The sequence below is a fragment of the Kordiimonas gwangyangensis DSM 19435 = JCM 12864 genome, from assembly GCF_000375545.1.
GTDB lineage: Bacteria > Pseudomonadota > Alphaproteobacteria > Sphingomonadales > Kordiimonadaceae > Kordiimonas > Kordiimonas gwangyangensis.
Genome location: NZ_AQXF01000003.1, coordinates 575,186 through 599,638 on the forward strand (window position 1 = coordinate 575,186; position 24,453 = coordinate 599,638).

Sequence of the window (24,453 nt, forward strand, 5' to 3'; positions counted from 1 at the left end):
TGCCGAGAATGTTAAGTAGCACGCACAGCGAGAGAAACAGATAACAGAAGAGGAAAAACCATGCCCAGTCATGTGCCAGAGGTTCCAGTATCACGCCACACCCGCAGCAATAGTATTGCAGATGATGTCGATTTTGAGATCAAGGGCGCGGAAATGCAGTTTGTCGAGGTGGAGCTGGACCCCGGTGAATCCGCTGTCGCCGAAGCTGGCGCCATGATGTTCAAGTCCTCTAGCATTACCATGAACGCGGTATTTGGTGATGGGTCCAACCAGGACGGTGGTTTCATGGGCAAGCTCCTCGGTGCGGGGAAACGCCTGATCACCGGCGAAAGCCTGTTCACCACGGTTTTCACCCATGAAGGCATCGGCAAGGCGCGTGTCGCCTTCGCAGCACCGTTTCCGGGCAATATTCTTGCCTTCAAACTCTCCGACTATGGCGGGCGCCTCATTTGCCAGAAGGATAGCTTCCTTGCCGCCGCACGCGGTGTACAGATTGGTATTCATCTGCAGCGCAAAATCCTGACCGGGCTATTTGGCGGGGAAGGCTTCATCATGCAGCGGCTCGACGGTGACGGCTGGGCCTTCGTGCATGTGGGCGGTACGCTCATTGAAAAAGAACTCAAGCGCGGCGAAATCCTGCATGTGGACACCGGCTGCGTGGCCGCCATGACCGCCGATATCGATATGGATATCGAACGGGTGGGCGGCATCAAATCGATGATTTTTGGCGGTGAAGGTGTGTTCTTCGCGCGGCTTGAAGGGCCGGGTAAAGTCTGGCTTCAAAGCCTGCCGTTCAGCCGCCTTGCTGGCCGTGTGCTGGCAGCTGCCCCGCAAGGTGGCGGCAAGGATCGGGGCGAGGGTTCCGTCCTTGGTGGAATTGGCCGTATGCTGGACGGTGATAACAGCTTCTAAAGGACAGCCATGGCACTTCGTATCATCCAGCACCAGACCCTTTACCGGGACGAGCGGTTTTACGCCGCGTTCCCGAACGTGCTTGCATTGCCGTCGGGCGAGGTGCTCTTGGCGTTCAGGCGCGCGCCAGACCACCGCTGGATGCTGGGCGACGCGGCAGAAGACGAGCGCGAGAGTGTCGACCATTGGCACTTTCGTTCCCACATCGCGCTAATGCGGTTTGACGGGAACCTTGATGCGCGCGGTGGCGTTCAAATGCTGCCCATGCATGCTGAAGCCGCCGACCAGGACGCGAACCTGTTCCTCACGTCAAGCGGGCGGCTGCTGCAATATGGTTTCCTATGGTATCCCATGACGCGCGAAATTGCCGACAAACTGCCGGCGCAGAAAATCCACCCGGTCACGCGGGAGCACTTGGGAGCTGGCTACCTCTATTGGGCCAGTTATGTGCGCTATAGCGATGACGAGGGGCAAACATGGTCCGACCATAACTTATTGCCCCGTGACCCTTTGATGAAAGAACCGCGGCTGAAATATTGGCCGGAAAGTGCGCCCATCCGTGGCCGTATGATCGAACGCAAGGATGGTTCGCTGCTGATCTCAGCCTACACTGGCAGTGTGCCGGGACAGGAGCTGCCTGTGGTGCGCTTTTTTGAAAGCACAGACGGCGGTGAGAGCTGGACCGCGCCTGACCGCATGATCGCCATGCCTGATGTGTCCCTCGCAGAACCTTCCATGGCGCAGTGGCCTGAGGGTAAGGTGACGATCTTTAACCGCACCGGCCATAACGAGGACCGGCTCGTGATCGCCACCTCAAGCGATGAAGGCCGAACCTTCGGCCCGCCGGAAACAGTTGGCGTGACAGGCCACCCCTATGACCCGCTTGTGTTGCCGGATGGCAGGCTGTTTCTGGTGTATGGCTACAGGCATGAGCCCATGGGCTCGCGCGCCCGCATCATTGCGCCGGGGCAGGACTTCGCGGACGCTGAGGAGTTTATCATCAGGGATGACAGCCCCAGCCGCGACACCGGGTATCCGTCCGCCACACTGCTTCCGGGTGGTCAAATCCTGATTGCCTACTATATTCCTGACGAGCGAGGCATTCGGGGCATTGAAGCCACGCTTGTTGAAATTGACTAGATGTATTTTTAAGGGGGACTGCGCGTGGCGCTGACTGTTGAAGACCTGAAGGCACAGGGTTACCGCACATGGGGCGGTGAAGACCCGTTTGAGGACATGATTGCACCTTTCTATTTCAATGAGGAAGGTGACGACATCAAATGTGCCTTTATTTCTGAGCGCAAACACTGCAATGGCCATGGCATGCTGCATGGTGGCCTGCTTATGACATTTGCCGACTTCTCCCTCTTTGCGCTTGCCCGGCGGGAGCTTGAGGGCGGCGCGGCGGTGACCGCTGGTTTCAATGCTGAATTCATCTCCGCAGGCCCCAAGGATGCGCTTATTGAAGCCACGGGCGAAGTAACGCGTGCCACCAAATCACTGCTGTTCGTGCGCGGCACCATCTTCACAGGCGACACCACGATCATGACCTTCAGTGGTATCCTCAAACGTATTCGGATGAGCTAGGTCACATAGCCAGTTTCTTGCAGAACGTGGTGGTGTATGCGTCTACGGGATAGAGGCATTCAATCCTGATTTCGGCCAGGGTTACATCGCGCGGCGTGCCGAACGTGGTGATGGTGGAGAAGAAGCTGAGACCACCTGATGCATGTTTGAAATGGGTGGTCAGCATGGGCAGGGGGGCTTTTCCCGGCTCCCGTTCTTGCCACGCGGTGGGGATGTCCGGGTATTTGAGGATATCGGCCAAAAGCTCACGGGCTGCCGTGTCTGACGGGTTGGCAGCAATGTCGCCGTGCAGGTGGCCGATCAGGTCACCCGCCACATCTTCCCAGTTTTCCACAAACGGGCGCATGCACTCAGGGTCAAACACCTGATGCAGGATATTCATGTGCTTGGGTGCGTCGCCGCGCACGGTGCCCAGCACCCGGCCTGCGGCATCATTGGTCATCAGCACATTCCAGTAGCGGTCCATCACGAACGCAGGGTAAGGCTCCTGCTGCTTCAGAATACAGTCAATAGCGTCCCGCACCGGCGCAAGTTCGCGGTCTGTCAGGCTGGTGTTGCTGTATTTGGGCGCGTAACCGGCGGCGGTCAGCAGGGTGTTACGTTCCCTCAGTGGGATATCCAGCGCGTCTGAAAGCCGCGCGAGCAGCATGGCGCTTGGCTGTGATTTACCGGTCTCCACATAGCTCAGGTGCCGGGGCGAGACATTGGCCTCGAACGCCAGCGTCATCTGGCTCATGCGCCGCGTGGTGCGCCAGTCTTTCACCAGTGAACCAACCTGAACGTAAGGGTACATGTGTGTGTCCTTCCTGAGATCCTGCCCCGATCATACGGCTCCCGGTGCAAAAAGCCATGACCTCCGAGGTCATTGATGCCGTGACCTTCCTTCCGTCATACCAAGCCATCACGCGACAGAATCGCGAATGGAACAGCCCGGTCGTGGCAGGAGGATAGAATGAAACGGAGAGACTTCATGAAATTGATGGCAGGTACAGCGGGTGCGGCTGTAGCGGCATCGCTGGTTGCAGGGGCAGGAAGCGCGCTTGCGGAATGTGCTGACGGTGGGCTTGATTATAGCGCCGCGGATTACGGGCGCATGCGCAAGTTCATGCCGCTCAAGCAAGGCCGCATTGCCTATATTGACAAAGGGGCGGGCCCTGCGGCTCTCTTCCTGCATGGCTTCCCGCTCAGCAACTATCAGTGGCGCGGTGCGATTGCGCGCCTGAAGGCCTATCGCCGCTGCCTCGCGCCCGATTCCATGGGGCTTGGTTTCACTGAAGTTGCCGAGGGACAGGGCGTGGCCCCGGCGGACCAGGTGGAAATGCTGGCCGCGTTCCTTGATACCCTTGGTGTGGATAGTGTGGACCTTGTTGCGAACGATAGCGGCGGCGCGGTGGCACAGCTTTTTGTGCTCAAGTACCCGGCGCGGGTGCGCACGCTCCTCCTCACCAACTGCGATGTAGAGCCGGACAGCCCACCACCTGCGCTCGTCCCGGTGATTGAACTCGCACGCAAAGGCACATTCCCTGATGAATGGCTGATGCCGTGGAATGCGGACCATAACCTTGCGCGCTCAAGCGAAGGTCTTGCGGGCCTCTGCTACAGCAAGCCCGGACATCCGACCGATGACGCGCTTGACCTTTACCTTGCACCGCTTGTCAGCAGCGCGGCGCGTAAGGGGCTCACGAACGCCTACACTTTGGGACTGGATCCTAACCCGCTTGCGGGTATTGAAGCGGGCCTCCGTGCGCTTGATACGCCGGTGCGTGTGGTGTGGGGCACGGCGGATGACATCTTCTCGAGCGATAGCCCCGGCTATCTCGACCGTGTTTTCAAAAACTCAAAAGGAGTGCGGGAAGTGCCGGGTGCTAAGCTCTTCTTCCCGGAGGAATATCCGGACCTGATCGCGGATGAAGCCAAAGTGCTGTGGGGCGTCGCCTAACTTTCCGCGATGCGCACCATCTCATGCACGTCCGTCAGCTTGCGGCGGGGGGCACCATTCCGGGCGGAGGCGACCTCCTCCGCCTCGATCTTCTTCCAGTTCTGGAAGGTGACGATATGGAGGTCACGTTCGCGGATGATGCGGTCAAGCCCGTCGCGGCCTTCCTTGCGGCTTGTGGAAACTTCATTAAGAATTTTCAAAGCCACCTCCGCGCCGTCGGGCTTGTTGGTGCCGATGGTGCCGGTGGGGCCGCGTTTGGCCCAGCCCACGCAGTAAAGGCCCGGGGCGATGCGGCCGTCCTCATTCTCAAAGCAGCCGTAGCGTGCGCTATAGGGCACATCGGGGATGGGGCTGGTGCGGTAGCCGATGCAGGGTACAACAAGGCCTGCCGGCAACACTTCGGTCACGCCAGTGCCTTCACACTTGCCACCCTCAACGCGGGTTTCCTCAAGCCTGATGCCGCAAACACAGCGGTCACCGAGGATCGCCATGGGGCGGAGATAGAACTGCAGGTGAAGGCGCACGGGCTTCGCGTCCGCGCTATTCAAAGCCATGGCCCGCAAGGCAGCCAAGTTTTTCTTTTGCGCACCGCTCAGGTCTGCGTCGCCGCTGGGGTCAGGCAACTGTTTGCCGTCCACCAGCGCCACGCAGTTCTCAAGCTGGTTCAATTCACCGAGTTCCTTGGGCGTAAAGCTGGCTTCAAGCGGGCCCCGGCGGCCAATGATATGAATATCCCTGATGGGCGAGCCATGGATTGACCCTGCCGCATGGGAGGCAAGGTCGGAATTTGCCATCTCCGCCGCGGTTTTTGCCAGCACGCGGGCGACATCAACCGCCACATTGCCATTGCCGATCACCGCGACGGAGGCCACGCGCAGGTCAGGGTTAAGGTCTGTGTAGTCGGGGTGGGCGTTATACCAGCCAACAAAGGCGGCGGAGCCGATGACACCATTGAGGTCCTCGCCCTCGATACCCAGTGGCCGGTCCTTGCCCGCGCCTGTGGCCAGGACCACCGCATCATAGAGCCCGCGCAGCTCAGTAAGCGTGATATCGCGGCCAAGCGCGAGATTGCCAACAAAGCGCACATTCTCACGCGTGTTGGTCGCCTCATAACGGCGGGACACATTCTTGATCGACTGATGGTCAGGCGCCACGCCGGCACGGATAAGGCCAAAGGGGGTAGGCAGGCGGTCGATGATATCCACATGCACGGGGCGGTCGGTCGCGGTTAGCGCCTCGGCAGTATAATAGCCTGCCGGACCTGCGCCAATGATGGCCACATTCAGCTCGCCCGCACCATTCGTTGCCATGCTTCGCCTCCCGTGATGGATGTGCAAGCATGCCATGAAACGCCGTTTTGGCCAAGCACCGCGCCTTGCCGCTTATTTTTGTGTGGCGAAATGGCGTGTCTCTGCTAATATGCCGGTCCCCGCCTCCAATTTCAGAGTATTGCATGAGCCAAGATTAATGCTTGCTCAATGACTGGAGCTATTGTCATGAAATCCTTTATTGCCCCTGCGGTGTTTCTCGCTGCTGTGGTCGGAATTAACACCCTTGTGCCCGCGCCGGACGTGAGCGAGGGCGAGGTTGCCTATTCCTTCAATCCGGGCGAAATCCGCCGTAATATCTGTGGGCCTGTGGGCACGAACCGTGGTTCGCTGTTCCGCCCCGATATCGCGCACCTGATCTCAAGTGCTGTGCGCGCGGACGATGCTGCGATGAGCGAAAGCGTACCGCTGCTGCCGGGCCTTGATAGCCGCTCATTCCCGATCTCGACCAAGGTGCCGGAAGCGCAGGCCTACTATCAGCAGGGCGCAGCGCTTCTATACGGTTTCAACCACTGGGAAGCGATCCGCGCGTTCAAGAAAGCGCAGGAACTGGACCCAACCTGCGCCATCTGCCATTGGGGTGAGGCGATAGCCTACGGCCCCAACATCAACGCGCCAATGGATGCTGAAGGTAACAAAAAAGCCGTCGCCGCCCTTGAGAAAGCCAAAGCCCTTATCGCGAATGCGAGCGAGCGTGAGCGCGACCTTATCATGGCGCTTGATACCCGCTACAAGGCAGGTGCTGGCGCAGACCGTGGCGATATGGACCAGAAGTTCGCCGACGCGATGGCAGCGCTGCATGCCAAATATCCGGATGATCAGGATATCGCAACGATCTATGCCGAGGCGCTGATGGACACCAGCCCGTGGGACTATTGGGAGCGTGATTTCACCACCCCGAAACCACATATCAAAACCGCGATTGACGCGATTGAAGGTGTGGTCGCCAAAAACCCGGACCATTACGGTGCCATCCACCTCTTTATCCACCTGTATGAAGCCAGCAGTGTGGCGACAAAGGCGGAACCATATGCCGACAAGCTAGCGGGTCTTGCGCCCGGTTCAGGCCACCTTGTGCATATGCCGGGACACATCTATTTCCGTATCGGTCGTTACCTCGACAGCCTTGAGACCAACGTGGTTGCCGTGAAGGTGGATGAGGATTACCTGGCGATGACCAAAGGCTCGGACCTCTACCGCTACGGCTACTATCCGCACAATGTGCATTTTGTGCTCGTTTCCGCGCAGATGGCCGGGGATGAGGCAATTTCGCTTGAATATGCGAAGAAGCTGGATGCCCTGATCCCGGTACAGGTGGTCAAGGAAGCGGAATGGATCGCGCCCATTAAGGTTGCTCCGTATTTTGTCTTTGCCCAGTTCGCGCCGCTTGACGATGTGCTGGCGGTTGAGGACCCGGGTGACGATGTCGCTTACCTCAAGGCCATGTGGCACTATATGCGCGGCCTCGCGCTGGCGGAGCGCGGCGATGCCCGCGCGGCGGCTGAGCAGGCGGCCATTGATGCACTTGTTGCCGCTGGCGCTGTCAGCAATTCTGGCGGCATGCCCGCCAAGACCATTCTGGAGCTGGCGTCCGTCACCATTGAAGGGCGCGCGAAACAAGCTGCCGGTGACTATGAGGGCGCGATCGCATCCTTCCGCCGTGCGGTCGAGCTGCAGGACAGCATGCCCTATATGGAGCCGCCGTTCTGGTACTATGCGACCGAGCAAAGCCTTGGCGCCGCACTCTATGAAGCAGGCAAATTCAGCGAAGCCGAGGACGCCTTCAAGGCCGCCCTTGTGCGGCACCCCAATAGCGCATGGTCGCTCTATGGCCTTATGAAGTCGCTTGAGGCGCAGGACCGCAAGGGCGAGGCGGCCATGACCGCGAAGCTTCTGGAGCGCGCGAGCCGTATTGGCGAGAATGTTTCCTTCAGCAAGCTTTAGGTTTGCGAACTGCTAAAATGAAAAGGGCCCCGGTTGGGGCCCTTTTTTGTTTGGTTCGAGGCACTTAGTTCGCGGCCTTGATGTCCACTTTCACAAACTCGTGCCAGTTGCTCTGGTCCACATCCTCGGGGTTCACGGTACGCATGTCCTGCTTGCTTTCAAGCGAGATGATCACCGGGGAGGACGGATTGCCCATGAAGCCGTTAATGGTGGCTTCAAGCTCCTCTGGGGTGTTTGCACCCAGAAGCATCATCAGGTTCTGTGTCGCCGCCATGCCAAACTGCATGCGCAGCTGTTCGACCGGCAGACCAGACATGGCTGAATAAACACGCAGGCCACGCTCAAGGCCACCAATGTCCTCCAGCGTCATGTTCATGTTGAAGCCGGAATAGTAGCCGAAATAAACATCCAGCATGTGCTTCTGGGATTCTGCAACATACTCGGCGGCTTGCTCCGGCGTCATGTTGGGGTCTTCCATCTTTTTGACGAAGGCGATTTGCCGTTCCTGCGCTTCACCAATAAGCTTGGTCATCTGGTCAAGGTCGACCCCGTCAATTTTGACATTCATGTTGAGGTTGAGCAGTTGGTCCGCATGCAGGTGGCCTTTGCTGGTGAAGGTGCTTGTGCTCTCGTCATAGCTTGTGACGCTGGCTGCATTCATGACCAGTTGGTCGAGGCCGGCGATGCCAAGGATCTGTGCGGCTTGAGGTGAAATGCTGGCAAGGTTCGAAAGCCTGAAGTTCTCGATCTTGGCCCGGCCGCCGAGCGCGATGCCATTTTTGCGGGTGATATCATCCACGGACATATTGGTCAGTGACATGGTTACGCTACCCGGTACATTGACCTCCAGCCCGGCGATGGTGGCTTTTTCAATGCCCATGTAATTGAGCGATTCCTGCATGTAGACGCGCATGGCGTCTGCGCCGAATGTGGGTGCGCCACCGTTCTCACTCGGTTTTACGTCCATCAGGCCGCGAATTGCACCAATGTTGCCGCCAACCAGTTGCATCTGCTTGAGCTGCGCTTTGAGCGGCATGCCGGTGTCCGGCATCACCATATCAAGGTTGAGGCCCTCAATCAGAAACTCCTCCAACCAGTCGCCATCGTTGCTGGTTTCAAAATTGACTTTATTGAGTGCGAACTCCATCGGGCCGGGGGCCATGCCTTTTGCCCTCATGTCCGTAAGTTTGAAGGAGCCGATTTTCGCACCTGCAAGGCTCTCCATTTCGTCCGCATTCATCGGGTTGATGTTCAGCCCGTCTGCAGACAGGTGGGAAACGGTAACCGTACCGGCGGGTTCCGTCAGCACAACGCCGTCAAAGGAAAAGCCAGTCAGCGCACCGGGGTTGCCGCCAAAACCAACATCGAAGGTAAGCATCCCATCTTTGATGCGGGTCACTTCAGTGCCAGACACCTTATTGGTAACCAGAAGGTCGGTGACGTTGGCGGTGCCGCCCAGGAAGCTGGTGTCGAGGCTTGAGAAGCTCAGATGACCATCCACATCCGGGTTGGCGTTCCGGCTTTCAATAGCCGCGAGGATTTGTGCTTCAAACCGGTGGTCGGCGTATGCGTAGGCGCCTACCGCGGCTGCGCCTACAACAAGGCCGCCAATCAGTACTCGTTTCATAAAGGAATATCCCCCAAATAGATTGTCAAACGTAATTACCCTTGCCTGCGGACAGTCTATTGTGACTTCCCTGTCTGGTAAACCTGTGATCGCAAATGGACAAAATGAAGGTCGACCTTCTCATCGTGTGGCATTAAACAGGGTTCATAAATCAACCAAGAGTATTTCCGGATTATGGGAACGGTGCCTAAGAAGCGGGTGATGGTATTTGGCGATAGCCATGTGGCCGCGGTGCAGGACGCCTTTGGCGACTATAGCCCACGCAATGCTGAGCTTGAGATCAGCGTGCACGCGCGCGCCCGCAAGACAGAAGATGGCGGCACTGCAGGGGATACACCGCAGGCTGAATTTTTTGCCGCCATCCGGGACCTAGACCCTGCGGATATCATCATTTCCATGACTCGCGGAAATTTCCATAATTTTGTCAGCCTCGTGCAGCACCCGGTGCCATTTGATTTTCAGATGCCCGGTGAGGACTGCCCTGAGGGTGAGGCAACGCTAATTCCCTTCAAGGTGCTTGAAGGCTCTTTCGAGATCGGGCTGCGGCGTGACCTCAGGATGATGGTGAGGATCAAGGAAGGTAGCAAAGCAGCGGTCTTTCAATTGGCGCCACCGCCACCCAAGGGAAACTTGGATTTGATACGGCAGTATCCTGGCCCGTTCAAAAAATTGGGCCTCTTGCAACATGGGCTTTCAGCGCCGAGTTTGCGGGTGAAGGTCTGGCGGCTATATAATCTGATGTTGAAAAGGCTGTGCGACGAGGTTGGGGTAATATTTGTCCCTGTGCCAGATGGTTGTCAGGGCGAGGATGGCTGCCTAAAGCTTGAGTATTATGCGCCTGACGCGACCCATGCAAACGGCGCCTATGGCCGGCTTTTGCTGGAGCAAATTGAAGGCATTGCCTCGGGTGACACCAATAAAATTGGGGCATAGCCAACAGCGTTGCCGGGGCGAGCGCGTAGGGTGTGGCGTTCCCGCACGCTGCGTGATAGCAACAGGCGACGTGGTTCGTGGACCGATGAGTAAGGAAGATGAGTTTGTTTTTCCGCAAAAGACGGGTGCTGGTTTTTGGTGATAGCCACGTAGAGGCGCTGCAACAAGCCTTGCAGGAACGTGGCGCGACACGGCGTGGCATCACCATTGAAGCGTTTTACCGGAAGGTGCCTGCCATGAACGGCGGCTTCCGCGGCGACACCACACTTGATGAATTCAAGGAACGCGCGCAAGAGCTTGGGCCCAAGGATATGGTTGTCTCCATGCTGATGGGGAACTTCCACCATATGGTGGGCATGGTGCAGCACCCTGAGCCCTATGATTTCCTGTTGCCGGGCGACGATACCTCGCCCGAGGACGGCACAACGCTGATCCCCTATAAAGTGCTGGAAGACTTTTTCCTTAGGCGGCTGAGCAAGGAAAATGAGCCAGTGCGTTTCTTTCGCCGCCGCACAGACGCCTGTGTGTGCCATTTGATGGCGCCGCCCCCAAAGGAAAGCACGAAGTATATCCTGCAGGGCCCTCAGGTATTCCTGCGCATGCATATCAAGGAGCGGGGTGTCTCCCCCGCGCCGCTACGGCAGAAATTCTGGCGTTTGCAGAAGCGTGTGATGGAACAGATTTTTGCCGACTATGAGGTGCCGCTTATTCCTGTGCCAAAGGAGTGTCTGTCGGAGCGCGGTTTCCTAAGGGAAGAATATTCTGCGCCGGACGCGACACACGCCAACAAGGAATATGGCAAGCTGCTTATCAAACAGATCGAAAAGCTCGTCCGTGCTCAAACTGGTAAAAAGACCAGTAAAGCCATGGGACGGCGGAAAAAACTGACACCAAAACAAAAGGGTACAGAGGCAGCATGACCGACCATCCCTATAAATCCTTGCCTGACAAGGCATTCTGGCGCCGTTCAGTGGCTGCGCCGCACATGGCGGATGTGGACCCCGTTGGTGTTTTTGAGCTCCAGCTCACGCGCGAGAAAAAGGTAGCGACCGCAGGCAGTTGTTTTGCTCAACATATTGCGCGGCACCTCAAGAGCTCGGGCTTTCAGTATTATGTTGCGGAGCCGGGGCACGCCATCGTGCCTGAGCAGATCCGCACTGAACACGGCTATGGCCTCTTCTCCGCGCGCTACGGCAATATCTATACAGCGCGCCAGTTGCTGCAGTTGATCGACCGCGCCTACGGTCGTTTCATGCCGGAAGAGGGCGCTTGGGTTGACGCGGACGGAAGTGTGCGGGACCCGTTCCGCCCGACCGTGCAACCAGGCAATTTCATATCGGTGGCCGAGATGGAGGGCGACCGCGCGCAGCACTTGGCTGCCGTGCGGGAAATGTTTGAAACCCTCGACGTGTTTGTCTTCACTCTTGGGCTTACGGAATGCTGGCGCTCACGCGCTGACGGTGCGGTTTTCCCGCTGTGCCCGGGCGTGAGTGGCGGCGAATTCGACGCCGATAAATATGAATTCTATAACCAGACAGCCGATGATGTGACGGCAGATATGTCCGCCTTCATCGAGAAGCTCAGGGCGGTAAACCCGGCCGCGGAAGTGGTGCTGACGGTCTCACCCGTGCCCCTGATGGCAACGGCGGAACCCGGCGCACAGGTGCTTTCGGCCACCACCTACTCAAAAGCGGTGTTGCGCGTGGCAGCGGAAACCCTGCGCCAGCGCCACACGGGTGTGCATTATTTCCCCTCCTTCGAGGTGATCACCGGCGCCTATAACCGCGGTCAATATTATGCCGACGACCTGCGCAACGTGGTCGAAGACGGTGTTGAGCATGTGATGCGGCTTTTCCTCCGCCATGCAGCGGGTGAGGACGCTGCGAGCGCGGAAGTGGACGCAAAAGCGGACGACACCTCGGAAGACGATTTCCTTGCCAAAAGCGCGGCCCTCGTGGAAGCTGAATGTGACGAAATCCTCCTGGATCAAAGCGCAGAAAGCTGACGGGGTGCTGCCATGACCAACCAGTTCTATGACCCGATGGCGCCGTTTTACCATCTTGTGCATGGTGACTGGGAGGCGAGCATTGCGCGGCAGTCTGCGGCGCTTGATGGCATCATCCGTGAGCGGCTCGGGCAGGGTGGTGGTGAGGCGCTTCTCGATGTGACGTGCGGTATCGGCACACAGGCGCTGGGCCTAGCGGCACGCGGCTATCAGGTGACAGCGTCTGACCTGTCCCCCGCCTCCATTGAGCGCGCGAAGACCGAAGCGCACAAGCGTGGCCTGACTATCGACTTTCATGTCGCCGATATGTGCAGGGTGCACGAAACCTATTGTGGCAAATTTGACGTGGTCTATTCCGCTGACAATGCGGTGACGCACCTACTGTCGGACGACCTGATCCTCTCCGCGCTCAAGTCCTTTCACCATGCGCTCAAGCCCGGCGGGCTGTGCATGGTAACCATGCGGGACTATGACAAGGTTGATAAGGGCGGCAGCCAGCTCCATCCCTTTGGTGTGCGCCGCCACGACGGTGTGAACTGGGCAGTTTATCAGGTGTGGGACTGGCGGGATGACGGCTCAGACATCTATGACTTCACCATGTATTTCACCGCAGACGACGGCAAGGCTGAGCTTAAAACCCACGCCATGCGTGCGGCTTTTTATGCGCTTTCTCCGGCGCGCATGATGGCGCTTTTTGAAGAGGCTGGATTTGGCGCAGTGGAGCGCATTGATGGTGTCTTCTTCCAGCCGGTGATTGTGGGCCGCAAGCGAGACTAGCCCTTCATCTCCGCTTCTAGCCGTTCCTTCAATATTTGCAGTCGCGGGTCTTTATGGCCCGCAAGGCGTGCAAGCTGTGCGGCCATATAGGCATGCTGGCTGGCGATATCCAGCTTGTCGGCTGCTGTGACAATGGGCGCGGTAGCTTCTTCCAGCACCTTTGTGCCGACCATCGCCGCGTGATACTCTTCCAGCATGCGGCGGTTCTGCCATTCGAACCGGTTGTGAATTTCTGTGAACTGCGCTTGGGTCAGCTTGGTGCGTTGGATGGGCTCATCGGGGTCCATGAGCAGGCGCAGGAAAGCGTCCGGCTTTTGGCCCTCAAGAATATCCGCGTGGCGGCTCATGAAATGAAGCAGGCGGCCATCAAGGCTTGGGTTCTCCCGTCCCGGTAGCACCAGTCCATCAGTCCCGACGCCAATTGCGGTGGCGAAGTCCGAAATCAGGTTGCCGCCTTCAAGGAACGCCGGCGCCATGTAGCGCACATGCCAGGACGCCAGCTTCACATTTCCGCGCCATTCTTTCATCACCTTGCGGTAGTTGGGGCGAAGTTGGGCGATGCGCTTTTCGATAATCTCATCAAGCCCGATACCGCTTTTAAGCGCCCACTGTCGCCAAAGCGCGATCAACTGCTCATCCTGTCTCCTGATATAATAGACCAGATGCACCGGAATCTGCTCCGCGATCTCGCGGAAGAGGGTCGCGTTGCCGGGGTTGAATAGGTATTCCGACGATAGCACCAACTTGGCCGGGCCGTCTGCTGTGCGCCGCACCTCGGCAATCCAGTTTGCCACCTTTGCCATGGTGCCTGCCGTTGATTGCTGCATGAGGGTGGTCAGCGGGTTGGCAGGGGGATTGTCCTCTCTCGCGACAGTCAGGTCCGCCGCTGGCTGCAGGACCGACAGCTCACGCAAGGCGCGCCAGTTTTCATAAAGGAATGTCTGAATGGAAGTCGAACCCGCCTTGGCGTGCCCGATATGCAGGTATAACGACATGTCATCAGCGCTGTACACGGCTTTCCCCAAGCGGTTTCGCACAAGGCATAAAAGTATTTGCCCCAGAAATCAAAAAATCTATCCGAGACCTCTTGAAGCCGTAACAATTAAGGCATAGATAGTGGCTTGCGTTAGCACTCGGGGTGAGTGAGTGCTAACAATTCATATTTTAACGGTTTATCATTTTCAGGAGACAAACCATGGCTTTTCGTCCGCTTCATGACCGTGTACTGGTCAAGCGTCTTGAGAGCGAAGAGAAAACCAAAGGCGGCATCATTCTGCCGGATACGGTAAAAGAAAAACCGTCCGAAGGTGAAATTCTCGCAGTTGGCACCGGCATTCGCGGTGAAGACGGCAAGGTAACCGCGCTTGACGTTAAAGTTGGCGACAAGGTTCTCTTTGGCAAATGGTCTGGCACCGAAGTCAAGATCGACGGCCAAGACCTGCTGATCATGCAAGAAAAAGACATCATGGGCATCATCGAGTAACCAACCGGTTGCTCTGACCCTTTCGTCTCGATCTCAGTAACATCATATATCAGGAGCCCCATAAAATGGCTGCTAAAGAAGTAAAGTTCAACGAACAGGCCCGTGCCAAAATCCTCAAAGGTGTGGACACGCTGGCAAACGCAGTGAAAACCACGCTCGGCCCGAAAGGCCGTAACGTCGTACTCGACAAATCCTTCGGCGCACCGCGCATCACCAAAGACGGTGTCTCGGTAGCGAAAGAAATCGAACTCAAAGACAAGTTCGAGAACATGGGCGCACAAATGGTGAAGGAAGTCGCTTCCCGCACCAACGACGTGGCCGGTGACGGCACGACGACCGCGACCGTTCTCGCACAAGCTATCGTTCGCGAAGGCATGAAGTCGGTTGCTGCCGGCATGAACCCGATGGACCTGAAGCGCGGTATCGACATCGCAACGGCGAAAGTTGTTGAGAGCCTCAAAGCTCGTTCGCGCGACATCACGACCTCTGACGAGATCGCACAGGTCGGCACCATCTCCGCAAACGGCGAAGACGCTGTTGGCAAGATGATCGCGGAAGCGATGGACAAGGTTGGCAAAGAAGGTGTTATCACCGTTGAAGAAGCCAAAGGTCTCGAAAGCGAGCTCGACGTTGTTGAGGGCATGCAGTTCGACCGCGGCTACCTGTCGCCTTACTTCATCACCAACGCAGAGAAAATGACCGTTGAGCTGGACAGCCCGCTGATCCTCCTCCACGAGAAGAAACTCTCGAACCTCCAGCCGATGCTCCCGCTTCTCGAAGCAGTTGTGCAGTCCGGCAAGCCGCTTCTGATCATCGCAGAAGACATCGAAGGCGAAGCACTGGCTACCCTCGTTGTGAACAAACTGCGTGGCGGCCTCAAGATCGCTGCGGTTAAAGCACCTGGCTTCGGTGACCGCCGCAAGGCCATGCTCGAAGATATCGCTATCCTCACGGGTGGTCAGGTTATCTCCGAAGACCTCGGCATCAAGCTTGAGAACGTTGGCCTCGAGATGCTCGGTAAAGCTAAGCGCGTTACCATCACCAAAGAAGACACCACGATCGTTGACGGTGTTGGTGAGCAGGACGACATCAAAGCCCGTTGCGACCAGATCAAAGCGCAAATCGAAAGCACGACTTCCGATTACGACAAAGAGAAACTGCAAGAGCGTCTTGCAAAACTCTCTGGCGGCGTAGCTGTGATCAAGGTTGGCGGCGCAACTGAAGTTGAAGTGAAAGAGCGCAAAGACCGCGTTGACGATGCGCTGCACGCAACCCGCGCAGCTGTTGAAGAAGGTATCGTTGCCGGTGGTGGCACGGCGCTTCTTTACGCAACGAAAGCAATCGAAGGCGTGACCGGCGCGAACGACGACCAGACCAAAGGCATCGACATCATCCGTCGTGCGCTGCAGGCTCCGGTTCGTCAGATCTCCGAAAACGCTGGTGTTGACGGCGCAGTTGTTGCTGGCAAGCTCCTCGAGCAAGACGACACCGATTTCGGTTTCGACGCGCAGAACGAAGAGTACACCAACCTCGTTGCCAAGGGCATCATCGACCCGACCAAAGTGGTACGTACCGCTCTTCAGGACGCGGCTTCCATCGCTGGTCTGATGATCACGACCGAAGCAATGGTTGCTGAAATTCCGGAAGACAAGCCTGCTGCACCGGCAATGCCGGACATGGGCGGCATGGGCGGCATGGGCTTCTAAGCCAGCCATCCGGCTAACCGGTAAAAATAAAACCTCCCGGGGAGTAATCTCCGGGAGGTTTTTTCATGCTCGCAATTGCCGCCGAAGTGTCAGCGTTTTGCGATGATATAGATGGCGTGGATAATGCCCGGGAAGTAGCCGAGGATGGTCAGGAGGATGTTAATCCAGAACTGCGCGCCAAGGCCAACCTGAAGGAATACACCAAGCGGCGGCAGCAGAATCGCGATGATAATGCGAATAATGTCCATATCTATTTCCCTGTATAATGGATCTGTTGATCAAGCCTGTTAGCGTTGCTTGACAAAGTCAAGGTCCGCAGGCGTGAAGTCCCCGCCCAGCATGGTCGGCATCATTCTTTGGCGAAAGGGATCATTGAGGCCGGAATAGTCTGAGCCTTCAAAGCAAGGGAAGTGATCCAGCTCGTCCTCGCTGATATCGATGCGGCAGCACTTGCCGTCCGCACAGATGGTAATTGCTGAAAACGGGAAAGCGTAGCGTGTGGCACCAATGCCCAGCACGCCGCCACGGCGAAGGATCACATGGCTGAAAGCGCCGTCGTGCGGGCCCATCACCACATCCTCGATGACACCCAGTTTTTCACCGGATAGCCCAACCACCTGTTTCTGGTGGATCTGTTTCACTGTCACTGCCTGATAGGTCATCGTAGCCTCTCCAACCGAGCGTAAGCGGAATACTTACGAGTCTTAAACCTGTCTGCATCGGTTTGCTGTGCGGTTTGCTGGGGCGCGAAATAAAAAAGGCATAAAGGCGCGGGGCAAGCGCCAATCCAAACATGTTTTCTAAAAATTAACGCTTAGGGTTTACTGAAGACACTAGAGAGGCGCATGAACGACAGTTTTGCCAGACGCTTGGGGCGGTTTGGTAAACGTTCATGCCAGTAATTTCGGACTAAATTCGGTTGGGGGGTGGCTTTCTTCGTTGGAGAAGGATGAATATGCTTGCTTGGCTTCAGAATAAATCCATTTCGCTCAGGGTTTTTATCCTTGCGGCTGTCGGGGTCCTAGGACTCATCGCGGTATTGGTCACTCATATTGTATCAGACTCGGTAGTGCGTGAAGCCACAGACGAGGCAGAGCATTTTAGTAAGATAAATGTCCTGACGAAGGACCTGGAGCGGCAGGCGCTGCAACTGCGCCGCCGGGAGAAGGACTTCTTCCTCAGGCAAGACATGAAATATGTCGGCCTATATGACGAGGCCAGTGCAGAGGCAGGCAAAGACCTTGAGGCACTGCAATCCAACCTGAATAATAGCCAGATGAAGACCGCGGTCGGTGAGCTTGCCGCGACCGTACCGGCGCACAAAGCCCAGTTCCATAAGGTTGTGGATACCTATGTCGCCATCGGGCTTGATGAGGAAAGCGGCCTGCAGGGTGACCTACGCGCGGCGGTCCACGGTATTGAAAGCCTTCTTGATGCCAACCGGAACGACCAGCTTGAAATCCTGATGCTGATGCTGCGACGGCATGAGAAAGACTTCATCATGCGCGTCGACCGCAAGTATATCGACCGTGTGAACGCGCGTGGGCAGGAATTCAAGGCAGCCCTCAGCCAGTCCCGTTTCGGGGCAGACATGAAAGCTGAGATTACAGCAGGGCTTGATAGCTACCTCGCAGCTTTCAAGGCCTATTCTGACCGCCGCCTCACTCTTGATGAGGAAATGAGCGAGCTCAGCGAAATTTATAGCCGAATGGATGAGCCATTTGAGACACTGAATACAGTGTCAGGGCGGCTTTATGCCGAGAAGGTTGCGGAGGCCGAGGCCGCCGAATCCGCAGCATTTGCGACCCTTGTGATGATCACCATTGTCATGATCGTGCTGGCGCTTCTGATTGCGGCGGCTGTTATCAAGGCAACCGTCTATCCGGTTCGTTCGCTTGAAGTCGCGCTTAGCGGCATTGCTGGTGGCGATTTCCAGACCACGGTACCGGGCACCCAGTTCCGCGATGAGCTTGGCAGCATGGCGCGCACGGCGGAACAGTTGCGTGATAGCGCGGCTGAACGTGTGCGGCTTGAAGCGGACGCACGCAAGCGTGTGGAAGAAGAAGCGCGGGAAGAACGTGAAAGAGCGGCTGCTGAAGCCGCAGCAGAACGCGAGAAGGTTGAGGCAGAGCGCGCAGCCGCCGCACGGCGGGAAGAGCGCGCGAACAAGCTGAACGCGCTCGTCACCTCATTCGATAGTGCGATTGGCGATGCCGTTCATAACCTTGACGGTGCGTCTGTGCAGATGCGCAACACGGCGGGCGAGATGGTGGATGTGGCAGACACCACGGGCCGCCAAGTCAATTCCGTCAGTGAAGCTGCGAACCAGATGCAGGAGAATGTCTCCGCCATGGCGTCAGCAATTGAAGAATTTGCTGCTTCCATCGCTGAAGTGAACCAGCAGATGCACAACGCCAACTCCATTTCGCGTGAGGCGGTTCAAGCATCTGATCGTGGCGGCAAGGCAATGGCGCAACTCTCGGAGTCGTCAAAACAGATCGAAGACGTGGTGAAGCTGATCAACGATATCGCGGAGCAGACCAACCTCCTGGCGCTCAATGCCACGATTGAAGCGGCACGGGCTGGCGAGGCCGGCAAGGGCTTTGCTGTGGTTGCCAGCGAGGTGAAATCACTCGCGAACCAGACCGCCAAGGCGACAGAGCAGATCACTGCACAAATCGCCGACATGCAGAATGTGACCGAGGTGGCGGTAACGGTTATCCAGACCATTGGCGAGGCTAACGACCGGCTGAACAATGTGATGGTGAACGTATCCTCCGCGGTGGAGGAGCAACAGGCGACCACCAATGAAATCAGCCGCAGCGTGCAATACACGTCGGAAGGCACCCAGCGTGTGGCGTCCGAAATTCATGAGGTGGCCAATGGCGCCGAGAAAACCGGTGCAGCCTCCACGGAAGTGATGTCAGCGGCTGAGCAGCTGGAAATGCTTGCAGCCAATATCAAACGCGAAGTGGATGGCTTCCTACGGGATGTAAGGCAGATTTGATGTCGAATTGTCGTCACTGAGGCGCAGCCGAAACGCCATGTCTCTTTTGTGATGAATTTATGATTCGGGTGTCACAAACGATGTTTCAGAGGTCTGCTGAGGGCGATAATTCGACAAAATGTAATAAAAGTATCTTTTTAAATCAGATACTTATGTAATTTGACGCGCAGCTGTAACAATTGTCACAAAAGTTAAACACAAATGTTGATGATGCGCGTCAACTGAGACATGAAACCGCTTGGTAACATGGGCAGTAGCCAAGGAGACGGCAGTTGGGTGCTTGTTTCCGATTGGCGAAACGATAGGAAGAACAGATGTTGAAGCGAAATCATCTGTGGGCTTTGCTGGGCGCAACGGCAATGACCACGATCGTTGCGCAGCCGGCAAGCGCGCAATCAATTGATGACCTCAAGGCGCAGCTTGCTGCACTTGCAAAACGCATTGAAGAGCTTGAAGCCAAACAGGCCGCGTCAGAAAAAAGCGAAACCAAACGCCCGAAGATTTCCAAGGATGAGCCTGCATTTGCGCTCGCGACGGACGACGGGCTATTTGAAATCAACGTACGCGGTCGTGTGTTCGTTGACTCCGCTTGGGCGTCGGACGGCGATGACACCATGGACCTGAAGGGCACCGAGCTGCGGGCAGCACGCATTGGTGTTCAGGGCAAGGCGTGGAAAGATGTGAAATATGTGCTCGAGGCGGATTTCGCAGGGAACGAAGTAGCCGTTGCTGATGCGCTGGTAGAATATTCGACCAAATACGGCTCCTGGCGCGTTGGTCACTTCAAGCCAGCTATCTCGCTTGAAGAAATGACTTCCTCGGTGAACGCAACTTTCACTGAGCGTTCCGCGTTCACTGATGCCTTCTCCTTTGGTCGCAACGTTGGTATCGCCTACCTGAACGGCGACGACAACTGGACCCTGTTCCTCGGTGCTTTCCGGGGCAACAACGAAGACTCGCTTGAAAACGAAGGCTACACGCTTTCGGCACGTGCGACTTACGGTCAGGAATTTGAAGGCGGTAAATGGATCGCCGGTGCTTCGCTCCGGTACCGTGATGCCGGCGACGGCTCCTACCGCTACCGCCAGCGCGCACACTCCCACCTTGCGGACCGCTTTGTTGATACCGGTACGCTGACGGACCGCGACACTACCTATGTGGTTGAAGCAGGTCTGCAGCTCGGCGCATTCCATGTGGCGTCCGAGTATTCGGAGCTGCGTGCGAAGGATGCGGCTGCGGACGGTGGCAGTGCCAAGCTTTGGGGCGGTTATATTGAAGCTGGTTGGTTCATTACCGGCGAGGAAAAGACCCTCAACCTCAAGAAAGGTGTCTGGGACCGTCCGAAAGTTACCAACCCGGTACACAAGGGTGGCATGGGTGCGTGGCAGGTTGCTGCACGCTTTGACCGCCTCGACATGACCGATGGCGGCGTTTATGGCGGCGAGCAGGACACCTATCTCGTAGGTCTCAACTGGTACCTGAACCGTCACACCCGTGTGATGGCGAACTATGCCCACATGACGTTTGACAAAGCATTTAATGTCGCGGCCAACGGCCCCGACGGAGAGAACGACGCTGATGCTCTGACCCTGCGGTTCCAGATCGACTGGTAAGCCGGGATAGAGCAGAAACTGAATACGGCGGGGCATGATGCTCCGCCGTTTTTTTATCTGTTGGATAGGGTAGGTGCGTTAGCGGAACAGCGAGAGCACGCTTTGTGGTGCCTGGTTCGCGATGCCGAGCGCCTGCAGGCCGAGCTGCTGCTTGGTCTGGAAGGCCTGAAGGTTGGCTGCCTCGCGCGAGAGGTCAGCGTCCACAATATTGCCGATGCCCACTTCAAGTGTATCCGAAAGCCCGCTTGCGAAGGTGCGCTGGATATCAAGCCGGTTGCCGGTGGCGCCCAATGAGGACAGCACGTCGTTGACCGTATCGATGGCGGCGTCAAGGTTTGTGACTGTTGTAGCTGCTGCTGCCGGGGACGATGCATCGCCGATGCCTGCGGTCGGATCGCCAACCGTCAGGTAGGATGATGCGCCGTTGCGGACGAGGTGGAGTTGGCTTCCAGCGTCCACGTTCGGGGCAAAAGCAAAGCCGTCAACCGTTGTGCCGTTAATCTCTGCCGTGGTGATCCCTAGTGCTGCAGCAACGCCTTGCTGGAATTCGTTGGATGCAAAACCGGACGTAACCACGTCACTTGTGACACCAGTGGACGCGTCAATCGTTTCGCCACCCAGATTACCACCGTTGTCGTTCTGCAAATTGACGAGGGCAGCACGGAATTCAGCGTCGGTGCCAGCGCTGATGGTGACACCCGCAAGCGCGACGACGGTACCGGTCACCGATCCGCCGGGGATGGTAACAAGGTCAGACGTGTCGAGGCTGAGGCTGCTGAGTGTCAGCTGTGTCGCTGTGGTGCTGATCGTGGTTGAGCCTGTTGCATCGGTAATTGCGGTCGAGGCATCGCCGGTCAACAGGTTGCGGCCATTGAATTCGGCGTTCTGTACGATCGAGGTGATTTGTTCCTTGAGTGCAAGGAAGTCTTTGTTCAGGGCCGTGCGGCTGGCGGCGTCGAGGCCACTGTCTTTCGCGGCGACAGCTTTCTCGCGCATTTCAATAAGGGAGTCAGATATCGCCTGCGCCGCCGCGAGCGCGACATCGTTTTCCGATATGGCGCGATCAAGCGAACTGCGCACGGCCTTGAAGCCCGCGACATCAGCTTTGAGAGATTGGGAAATAGCAAAAGAAGCAGCGTCGTCCTTGGCGCTGGCTACCTTAAGGCCGGTATTGATCCGGCTTTGCGTCCGGTCCACGAGTGCGTTCGTTACGTCCAGATTACGTAGCGCCGCAAAGGCTCCGGCATTTGTATTGACCGAGAAGGCCATGATTATTTCCTGCACTTTCTGTGTTTTATCCACCTCACCTTTTGCGAGGCACTATGCTACATGCACAAAGTGGGCCAAATAACCCGACCATAAGAAATCGCAGGATTCTGCGTATTTGATAAAATTTTATCTATTAACCAGATCGGCATTTTCTGCCGCATAGGAAAAATATGCCGATCTGCGACGTGGGGGGCAGGCAGAAAATACCGTCCGGAAGGGTGGGCGAAATAATGCATAAACTCAGCTACATTGGTGCGAAGAAAATGTCGCTTGAACTTGCGCGCGCGTAATTATAAATACGCAACTTCTTGAACACAAAACTGTCATGGACGCCATGGTAAAGACCACTCATATCGACGGGCATACGCGCATGCGACGACACGTAAGACGCTGATTCTACACGTGTTGTTATGCTCTTCGGCATCATTTGGTGCCACTGATATGGGAAAAGCCGATGATCAGTTATGGTCAAGAACGGCCCTTCGACAAAGCGCAGGTTGAGGCGCTTCTCGATGCGGCATTTGGACCGGACCGGTTCAATAAGTCTTCTTACAGCCTTCGGGACAATGTGGACCCTATTGCGAAACTGTCGCGTGTAGCGCGCCTTGACGGTCGCATTGTAGGTACCATCCGGTATTGGCCCATTCTGGTGCGCGACCTCTTGCGCGGCACGGACAGCGAAGCATTGCTTCTCGGCCCGCTTGCGGTTGCGCCTGCCATGCACAGCGCCGGCATCGGAGGTGAGCTGATGCGCATGTCGCTGACGGCTGCCGCTGAAGCCGGGCACAAGCGTATCCTGCTCGTGGGTGATATTGGCTACTACAGCCGCTTCGGCTTCAAGAATGTGCTGCCGAACTATATCACCATGCCCGGCGGGCGGGACGCACGGCGGCTTCTGGTGAAACAGAGCGCATCCATGCCGTCACTGCCGGCGGTTGGCAAGATCATCCCGGCTGTGCCTGAGGGCTCCATGACAGCGCCCGCGCTTGTCGGGAGCTATGACCGAGGCCTGCCGGTCGCAGCAGCTTAATCATTCATAGTCTTTTCTTTGCCATACCTGCCCCTTACTATTGAGGGGCAGGAGGTATTTTATGGCAAGTGCAAGCACCAAAACGCAGATCAAACTTGAAGACATCATCAAACAGGTGGAAGGCCAGCGTTATCCGCCTGTTGAGAAATGGAATCCTGATTTCTGCGGCGATATTGATATGCAGATCAAGCGGGACGGCACGTGGTTCTACATGGGTACGCCCATTGGCCGCAAACGCATGGTGCGCCTGTTCTCTACTGTGCTACGTAAAGACGAGGACGGTAAAACCTATCTGGTGACCCCGGTCGAGAAAGTGGGCATTGAGGTAGAAGACGCGCATTTTGTTGCCACCAGTGTCGAGGCCGTGGGTGAGGGGACTGACAAAGCGTTCAAGTTCACCACAAATGTGGGCGATGAAGTGATCGCCGATGCCGACCATCCGATCCGTGTTGAAGTGGATGAGGCCACCGGTGAGCCGCGGCCCTACATTCTGGTGCGTGGGCGGCTTGAGGCATTGATCGCCCGATCAGTTTTCTATGAACTGGTCGAGAATGCTGAAACAGTCACAAAAGATGGCGGTGCGCGGTTGGCGATCACCAGCCGTGGCACTACATTCTCGTTAGGTGATATTGACGACGGTGACATGTGAGAGACTGGCTTGCAGATGCATTGAGGGACGATAATCCGGCTGCCCGTGGGCGGCGCAGTGACTATGACCTCAATATGGAAGCGAAATTGCTGGCACAAAAAGACCGCCCGCCACGGGATGCAGCGGTCCTAGTGCCAATTGTTGAACATGCGTCGGGGCCAACCATTCTTCTCACCAAGCGCACTGAGCACCTGAGCAAACATGCGGGACAAGTGAGCTTCCCCGGCGGCAAGATTGACGACACAGACGCTGACGCGGTTGCCGCCGCCCTTCGCGAAGCGGAGGAGGAGGTGGGGCTGACATCCAATTGGATCGATGTCTGCGGTTTTCTCGATACCTACCGAACCGGTACCGGGTTTGAGATCGTACCCGTTGTTGGGCTTGTAAAACCGGGCTTTGAGCTCACCCTTCAGGTTACGGAAGTGGAGGCCGCGTTCGAGGTGCCGCTTGATTTTATCCTCGACCGGCGTAACCACAAAAGGCAGAGTGCGGTATGGCAGGGCGCGCGGCGCGAATATTATGCCATGCCGTTTGGGGACTTTTTTATCTGGGGAGCGACAGCGGCGATGCTGGTGAACCTGTGCGATGTCATGGAACACGCCATGGAGAGTGCACCCGCTTCCTGGGGTAAGGTAATGGGGTGA

The 24,453-nt window shown here is 56.9% G+C and carries 23 protein-coding genes; 16 read left to right on the plus strand and 7 right to left on the minus strand.

Features of this window, described 5'->3' with window-relative positions; genetic code table 11:
• Positions 1 to 60: 60 nt before the first annotated feature.
• Genes B150_RS0111005 through B150_RS0111015 form a run of 3 tightly spaced genes read left to right on the plus strand, consistent with a single transcriptional unit; the run spans position 61 to position 2,499 of the window.
• Complete coding sequence (locus B150_RS0111005) at positions 61 to 912, plus strand: AIM24 family protein (RefSeq protein WP_020399980.1); 852 nt, start codon at positions 61 to 63, stop codon at positions 910 to 912.
• 9 nt (positions 913 to 921) lie between these two features.
• A complete protein-coding gene (locus B150_RS0111010; protein WP_020399981.1) occupies positions 922 to 2,052 on the plus strand; it encodes a sialidase family protein in 1,131 nt (376 codons plus the stop codon).
• Between the two features lie 24 nt (positions 2,053 to 2,076).
• Positions 2,077 to 2,499: a PaaI family thioesterase gene (locus tag B150_RS0111015; protein ID WP_020399982.1), complete on the plus strand. Its 423-nt coding sequence runs from the start codon at positions 2,077 to 2,079 to the stop codon at positions 2,497 to 2,499.
• A gap of 1 nt (position 2,500) precedes the next feature.
• Here the strand turns inward: B150_RS0111015 and B150_RS0111020 are convergent, their stop codons facing one another.
• Positions 2,501 to 3,292, minus strand: coding sequence for a helix-turn-helix domain-containing protein (locus B150_RS0111020; protein WP_020399983.1), 792 nt, complete (start codon positions 3,290 to 3,292; stop codon positions 2,501 to 2,503).
• 159 nt (positions 3,293 to 3,451) lie between these two features.
• Between B150_RS0111020 and B150_RS0111025 the strand changes: the two genes are divergently transcribed.
• Positions 3,452 to 4,438: an alpha/beta fold hydrolase gene (locus B150_RS0111025; protein WP_155860028.1), complete on the plus strand. Its 987-nt coding sequence runs from the start codon at positions 3,452 to 3,454 to the stop codon at positions 4,436 to 4,438.
• On the opposite strand, the gene B150_RS0111030 is transcribed toward B150_RS0111025, so the two are convergent.
• Positions 4,435 to 5,748, minus strand: a complete 1,314-nt coding sequence (locus B150_RS0111030; protein ID WP_020399985.1) for an FAD-dependent oxidoreductase — start codon at positions 5,746 to 5,748, stop codon at positions 4,435 to 4,437. The two genes, B150_RS0111025 and B150_RS0111030, sit on opposite strands and share 4 nt — an antisense overlap.
• Positions 5,749 to 5,934: 186 nt before the next feature.
• On the opposite strand from B150_RS0111030, the gene B150_RS20685 reads away from it, so the two are divergent.
• On the plus strand, positions 5,935 to 7,710 hold the full coding sequence (locus B150_RS20685; protein WP_020399986.1) for a hypothetical protein: 1,776 nt from the start codon (positions 5,935 to 5,937) through the stop codon (positions 7,708 to 7,710).
• 64 nt (positions 7,711 to 7,774) lie between these two features.
• Here the strand turns inward: B150_RS20685 and B150_RS0111040 are convergent, their stop codons facing one another.
• Complete coding sequence (locus tag B150_RS0111040) at positions 7,775 to 9,337, minus strand: hypothetical protein (protein WP_020399987.1); 1,563 nt, start codon at positions 9,335 to 9,337, stop codon at positions 7,775 to 7,777.
• A 201-nt stretch (positions 9,338 to 9,538) separates the two neighbouring features.
• Between B150_RS0111040 and B150_RS0111045 the strand changes: the two genes are divergently transcribed.
• The 4 genes from B150_RS0111045 (at position 9,539) to B150_RS0111060 (ending at position 13,052) form a co-directional block, all read left to right on the plus strand.
• Positions 9,539 to 10,270: an SGNH/GDSL hydrolase family protein gene (locus B150_RS0111045; protein WP_020399988.1), complete on the plus strand. Its 732-nt coding sequence runs from the start codon at positions 9,539 to 9,541 to the stop codon at positions 10,268 to 10,270.
• A 98-nt stretch (positions 10,271 to 10,368) separates the two neighbouring features.
• Entirely contained in the window at positions 10,369 to 11,190 is an 822-nt protein-coding gene (locus B150_RS20690) for a hypothetical protein (RefSeq protein ID WP_155860029.1), read from the plus strand.
• Positions 11,187 to 12,275 carry a GSCFA domain-containing protein gene (locus B150_RS0111055; RefSeq protein WP_020399990.1) on the plus strand — a complete coding sequence of 363 codons (1,089 nt, stop codon included), beginning with the start codon at positions 11,187 to 11,189 and terminating at the stop codon, positions 12,273 to 12,275. The genes B150_RS20690 and B150_RS0111055 overlap by 4 nt, the downstream gene beginning before the upstream one ends.
• A gap of 12 nt (positions 12,276 to 12,287) precedes the next feature.
• On the plus strand, positions 12,288 to 13,052 hold the full coding sequence (locus B150_RS0111060) for a class I SAM-dependent methyltransferase (protein ID WP_020399991.1): 765 nt from the start codon (positions 12,288 to 12,290) through the stop codon (positions 13,050 to 13,052).
• Here the strand turns inward: B150_RS0111060 and B150_RS0111065 are convergent.
• Positions 13,049 to 14,065: a hypothetical protein gene (locus tag B150_RS0111065; RefSeq protein ID WP_020399992.1), complete on the minus strand. Its 1,017-nt coding sequence runs from the start codon at positions 14,063 to 14,065 to the stop codon at positions 13,049 to 13,051. The two genes, B150_RS0111060 and B150_RS0111065, sit on opposite strands and share 4 nt — an antisense overlap.
• Before the next feature lie 182 nt (positions 14,066 to 14,247).
• Between B150_RS0111065 and groES the strand changes: the two genes are divergently transcribed.
• On the plus strand, positions 14,248 to 14,535 hold the full coding sequence (groES, locus tag B150_RS0111070) for a co-chaperone GroES (protein ID WP_020399993.1): 288 nt from the start codon (positions 14,248 to 14,250) through the stop codon (positions 14,533 to 14,535).
• Between the two features lie 65 nt (positions 14,536 to 14,600).
• Positions 14,601 to 16,241 carry a chaperonin GroEL gene (gene groL, locus B150_RS0111075; protein WP_020399994.1) on the plus strand — a complete coding sequence of 547 codons (1,641 nt, stop codon included), beginning with the start codon at positions 14,601 to 14,603 and terminating at the stop codon, positions 16,239 to 16,241.
• Between the two features lie 89 nt (positions 16,242 to 16,330).
• Here groL and B150_RS23035 read toward each other — a convergent pair whose 3' ends face one another.
• Both B150_RS23035 and B150_RS0111085 read right to left on the minus strand, forming a co-directional pair.
• Positions 16,331 to 16,489 (minus strand): YqaE/Pmp3 family membrane protein, encoded by a 159-nt coding sequence (locus tag B150_RS23035; RefSeq protein WP_020399995.1) that lies wholly within the window; start codon positions 16,487 to 16,489, stop codon positions 16,331 to 16,333.
• A 39-nt stretch (positions 16,490 to 16,528) separates the two neighbouring features.
• Positions 16,529 to 16,903 carry a PRC-barrel domain-containing protein gene (locus B150_RS0111085; RefSeq protein ID WP_020399996.1) on the minus strand — a complete coding sequence of 125 codons (375 nt, stop codon included), beginning with the start codon at positions 16,901 to 16,903 and terminating at the stop codon, positions 16,529 to 16,531.
• A 293-nt stretch (positions 16,904 to 17,196) separates the two neighbouring features.
• Between B150_RS0111085 and B150_RS0111090 the strand changes: the two genes are divergently transcribed.
• Complete coding sequence (locus B150_RS0111090; protein ID WP_020399997.1) at positions 17,197 to 19,248, plus strand: methyl-accepting chemotaxis protein; 2,052 nt, start codon at positions 17,197 to 17,199, stop codon at positions 19,246 to 19,248.
• A 314-nt stretch (positions 19,249 to 19,562) separates the two neighbouring features.
• Complete coding sequence (locus tag B150_RS0111095) at positions 19,563 to 20,861, plus strand: OprO/OprP family phosphate-selective porin (RefSeq protein ID WP_020399998.1); 1,299 nt, start codon at positions 19,563 to 19,565, stop codon at positions 20,859 to 20,861.
• 78 nt (positions 20,862 to 20,939) lie between these two features.
• On the opposite strand, the gene B150_RS22405 is transcribed toward B150_RS0111095, so the two are convergent.
• Positions 20,940 to 22,130 (minus strand): flagellin, encoded by a 1,191-nt coding sequence (locus B150_RS22405; protein WP_020399999.1) that lies wholly within the window; start codon positions 22,128 to 22,130, stop codon positions 20,940 to 20,942.
• Between the two features lie 454 nt (positions 22,131 to 22,584).
• On the opposite strand from B150_RS22405, the gene B150_RS20710 reads away from it, so the two are divergent.
• From B150_RS20710 to B150_RS20715, 3 genes are all read left to right on the plus strand, one after another.
• The gene (locus B150_RS20710; RefSeq protein ID WP_020400001.1) at positions 22,585 to 23,160 is read left to right on the plus strand and encodes a GNAT family N-acetyltransferase; all 576 of its coding nucleotides are present in this window, start codon (positions 22,585 to 22,587) and stop codon (positions 23,158 to 23,160) included.
• Positions 23,161 to 23,221: 61 nt separating this feature from the next.
• Positions 23,222 to 23,809 (plus strand): DUF1285 domain-containing protein, encoded by a 588-nt coding sequence (locus tag B150_RS0111115; protein ID WP_020400002.1) that lies wholly within the window; start codon positions 23,222 to 23,224, stop codon positions 23,807 to 23,809.
• Positions 23,806 to 24,453, plus strand: a complete 648-nt coding sequence (locus tag B150_RS20715) for a CoA pyrophosphatase (protein WP_202899503.1) — start codon at positions 23,806 to 23,808, stop codon at positions 24,451 to 24,453. Before B150_RS0111115 ends, B150_RS20715 begins: the two co-directional genes overlap by 4 nt.

What these genes read in the sequence shown, in the direction of transcription:
- B150_RS0111005 (WP_020399980.1), top strand. Translation starts at nt 61, where the DNA reads ATGCCCAGTCATGTGCCAGAGGTTCCAGTATCACGCCACACCCGCAGC.
- B150_RS0111010 (WP_020399981.1), top strand. Translation starts at nt 922, where the DNA reads ATGGCACTTCGTATCATCCAGCACCAGACCCTTTACCGGGACGAGCGG.
- B150_RS0111020 (WP_020399983.1), bottom strand. Translation starts at nt 3,292, where the DNA reads ATGTACCCTTACGTTCAGGTTGGTTCACTGGTGAAAGACTGGCGCACC.
- B150_RS0111025 (WP_155860028.1), top strand. Translation starts at nt 3,452, where the DNA reads ATGAAACGGAGAGACTTCATGAAATTGATGGCAGGTACAGCGGGTGCG.
- B150_RS0111030 (WP_020399985.1), bottom strand. Translation starts at nt 5,748, where the DNA reads ATGGCAACGAATGGTGCGGGCGAGCTGAATGTGGCCATCATTGGCGCA.
- B150_RS20685 (WP_020399986.1), top strand. Translation starts at nt 5,935, where the DNA reads ATGAAATCCTTTATTGCCCCTGCGGTGTTTCTCGCTGCTGTGGTCGGA.
- B150_RS0111040 (WP_020399987.1), bottom strand. Translation starts at nt 9,337, where the DNA reads ATGAAACGAGTACTGATTGGCGGCCTTGTTGTAGGCGCAGCCGCGGTA.
- B150_RS0111045 (WP_020399988.1), top strand. Translation starts at nt 9,539, where the DNA reads ATGGTATTTGGCGATAGCCATGTGGCCGCGGTGCAGGACGCCTTTGGC.
- B150_RS20690 (WP_155860029.1), top strand. Translation starts at nt 10,369, where the DNA reads ATGAGTTTGTTTTTCCGCAAAAGACGGGTGCTGGTTTTTGGTGATAGC.
- B150_RS0111055 (WP_020399990.1), top strand. Translation starts at nt 11,187, where the DNA reads ATGACCGACCATCCCTATAAATCCTTGCCTGACAAGGCATTCTGGCGC.
- B150_RS0111060 (WP_020399991.1), top strand. Translation starts at nt 12,288, where the DNA reads ATGACCAACCAGTTCTATGACCCGATGGCGCCGTTTTACCATCTTGTG.
- groES (WP_020399993.1), top strand. Translation starts at nt 14,248, where the DNA reads ATGGCTTTTCGTCCGCTTCATGACCGTGTACTGGTCAAGCGTCTTGAG.
- groL (WP_020399994.1), top strand. Translation starts at nt 14,601, where the DNA reads ATGGCTGCTAAAGAAGTAAAGTTCAACGAACAGGCCCGTGCCAAAATC.
- B150_RS23035 (WP_020399995.1), bottom strand. Translation starts at nt 16,489, where the DNA reads ATGGACATTATTCGCATTATCATCGCGATTCTGCTGCCGCCGCTTGGT.
- B150_RS0111085 (WP_020399996.1), bottom strand. Translation starts at nt 16,903, where the DNA reads ATGACCTATCAGGCAGTGACAGTGAAACAGATCCACCAGAAACAGGTG.
- B150_RS0111090 (WP_020399997.1), top strand. Translation starts at nt 17,197, where the DNA reads ATGCTTGCTTGGCTTCAGAATAAATCCATTTCGCTCAGGGTTTTTATC.
- B150_RS0111095 (WP_020399998.1), top strand. Translation starts at nt 19,563, where the DNA reads ATGTTGAAGCGAAATCATCTGTGGGCTTTGCTGGGCGCAACGGCAATG.
- B150_RS22405 (WP_020399999.1), bottom strand. Translation starts at nt 22,130, where the DNA reads ATGGCCTTCTCGGTCAATACAAATGCCGGAGCCTTTGCGGCGCTACGT.
- B150_RS20710 (WP_020400001.1), top strand. Translation starts at nt 22,585, where the DNA reads ATGATCAGTTATGGTCAAGAACGGCCCTTCGACAAAGCGCAGGTTGAG.
- B150_RS0111115 (WP_020400002.1), top strand. Translation starts at nt 23,222, where the DNA reads ATGGCAAGTGCAAGCACCAAAACGCAGATCAAACTTGAAGACATCATC.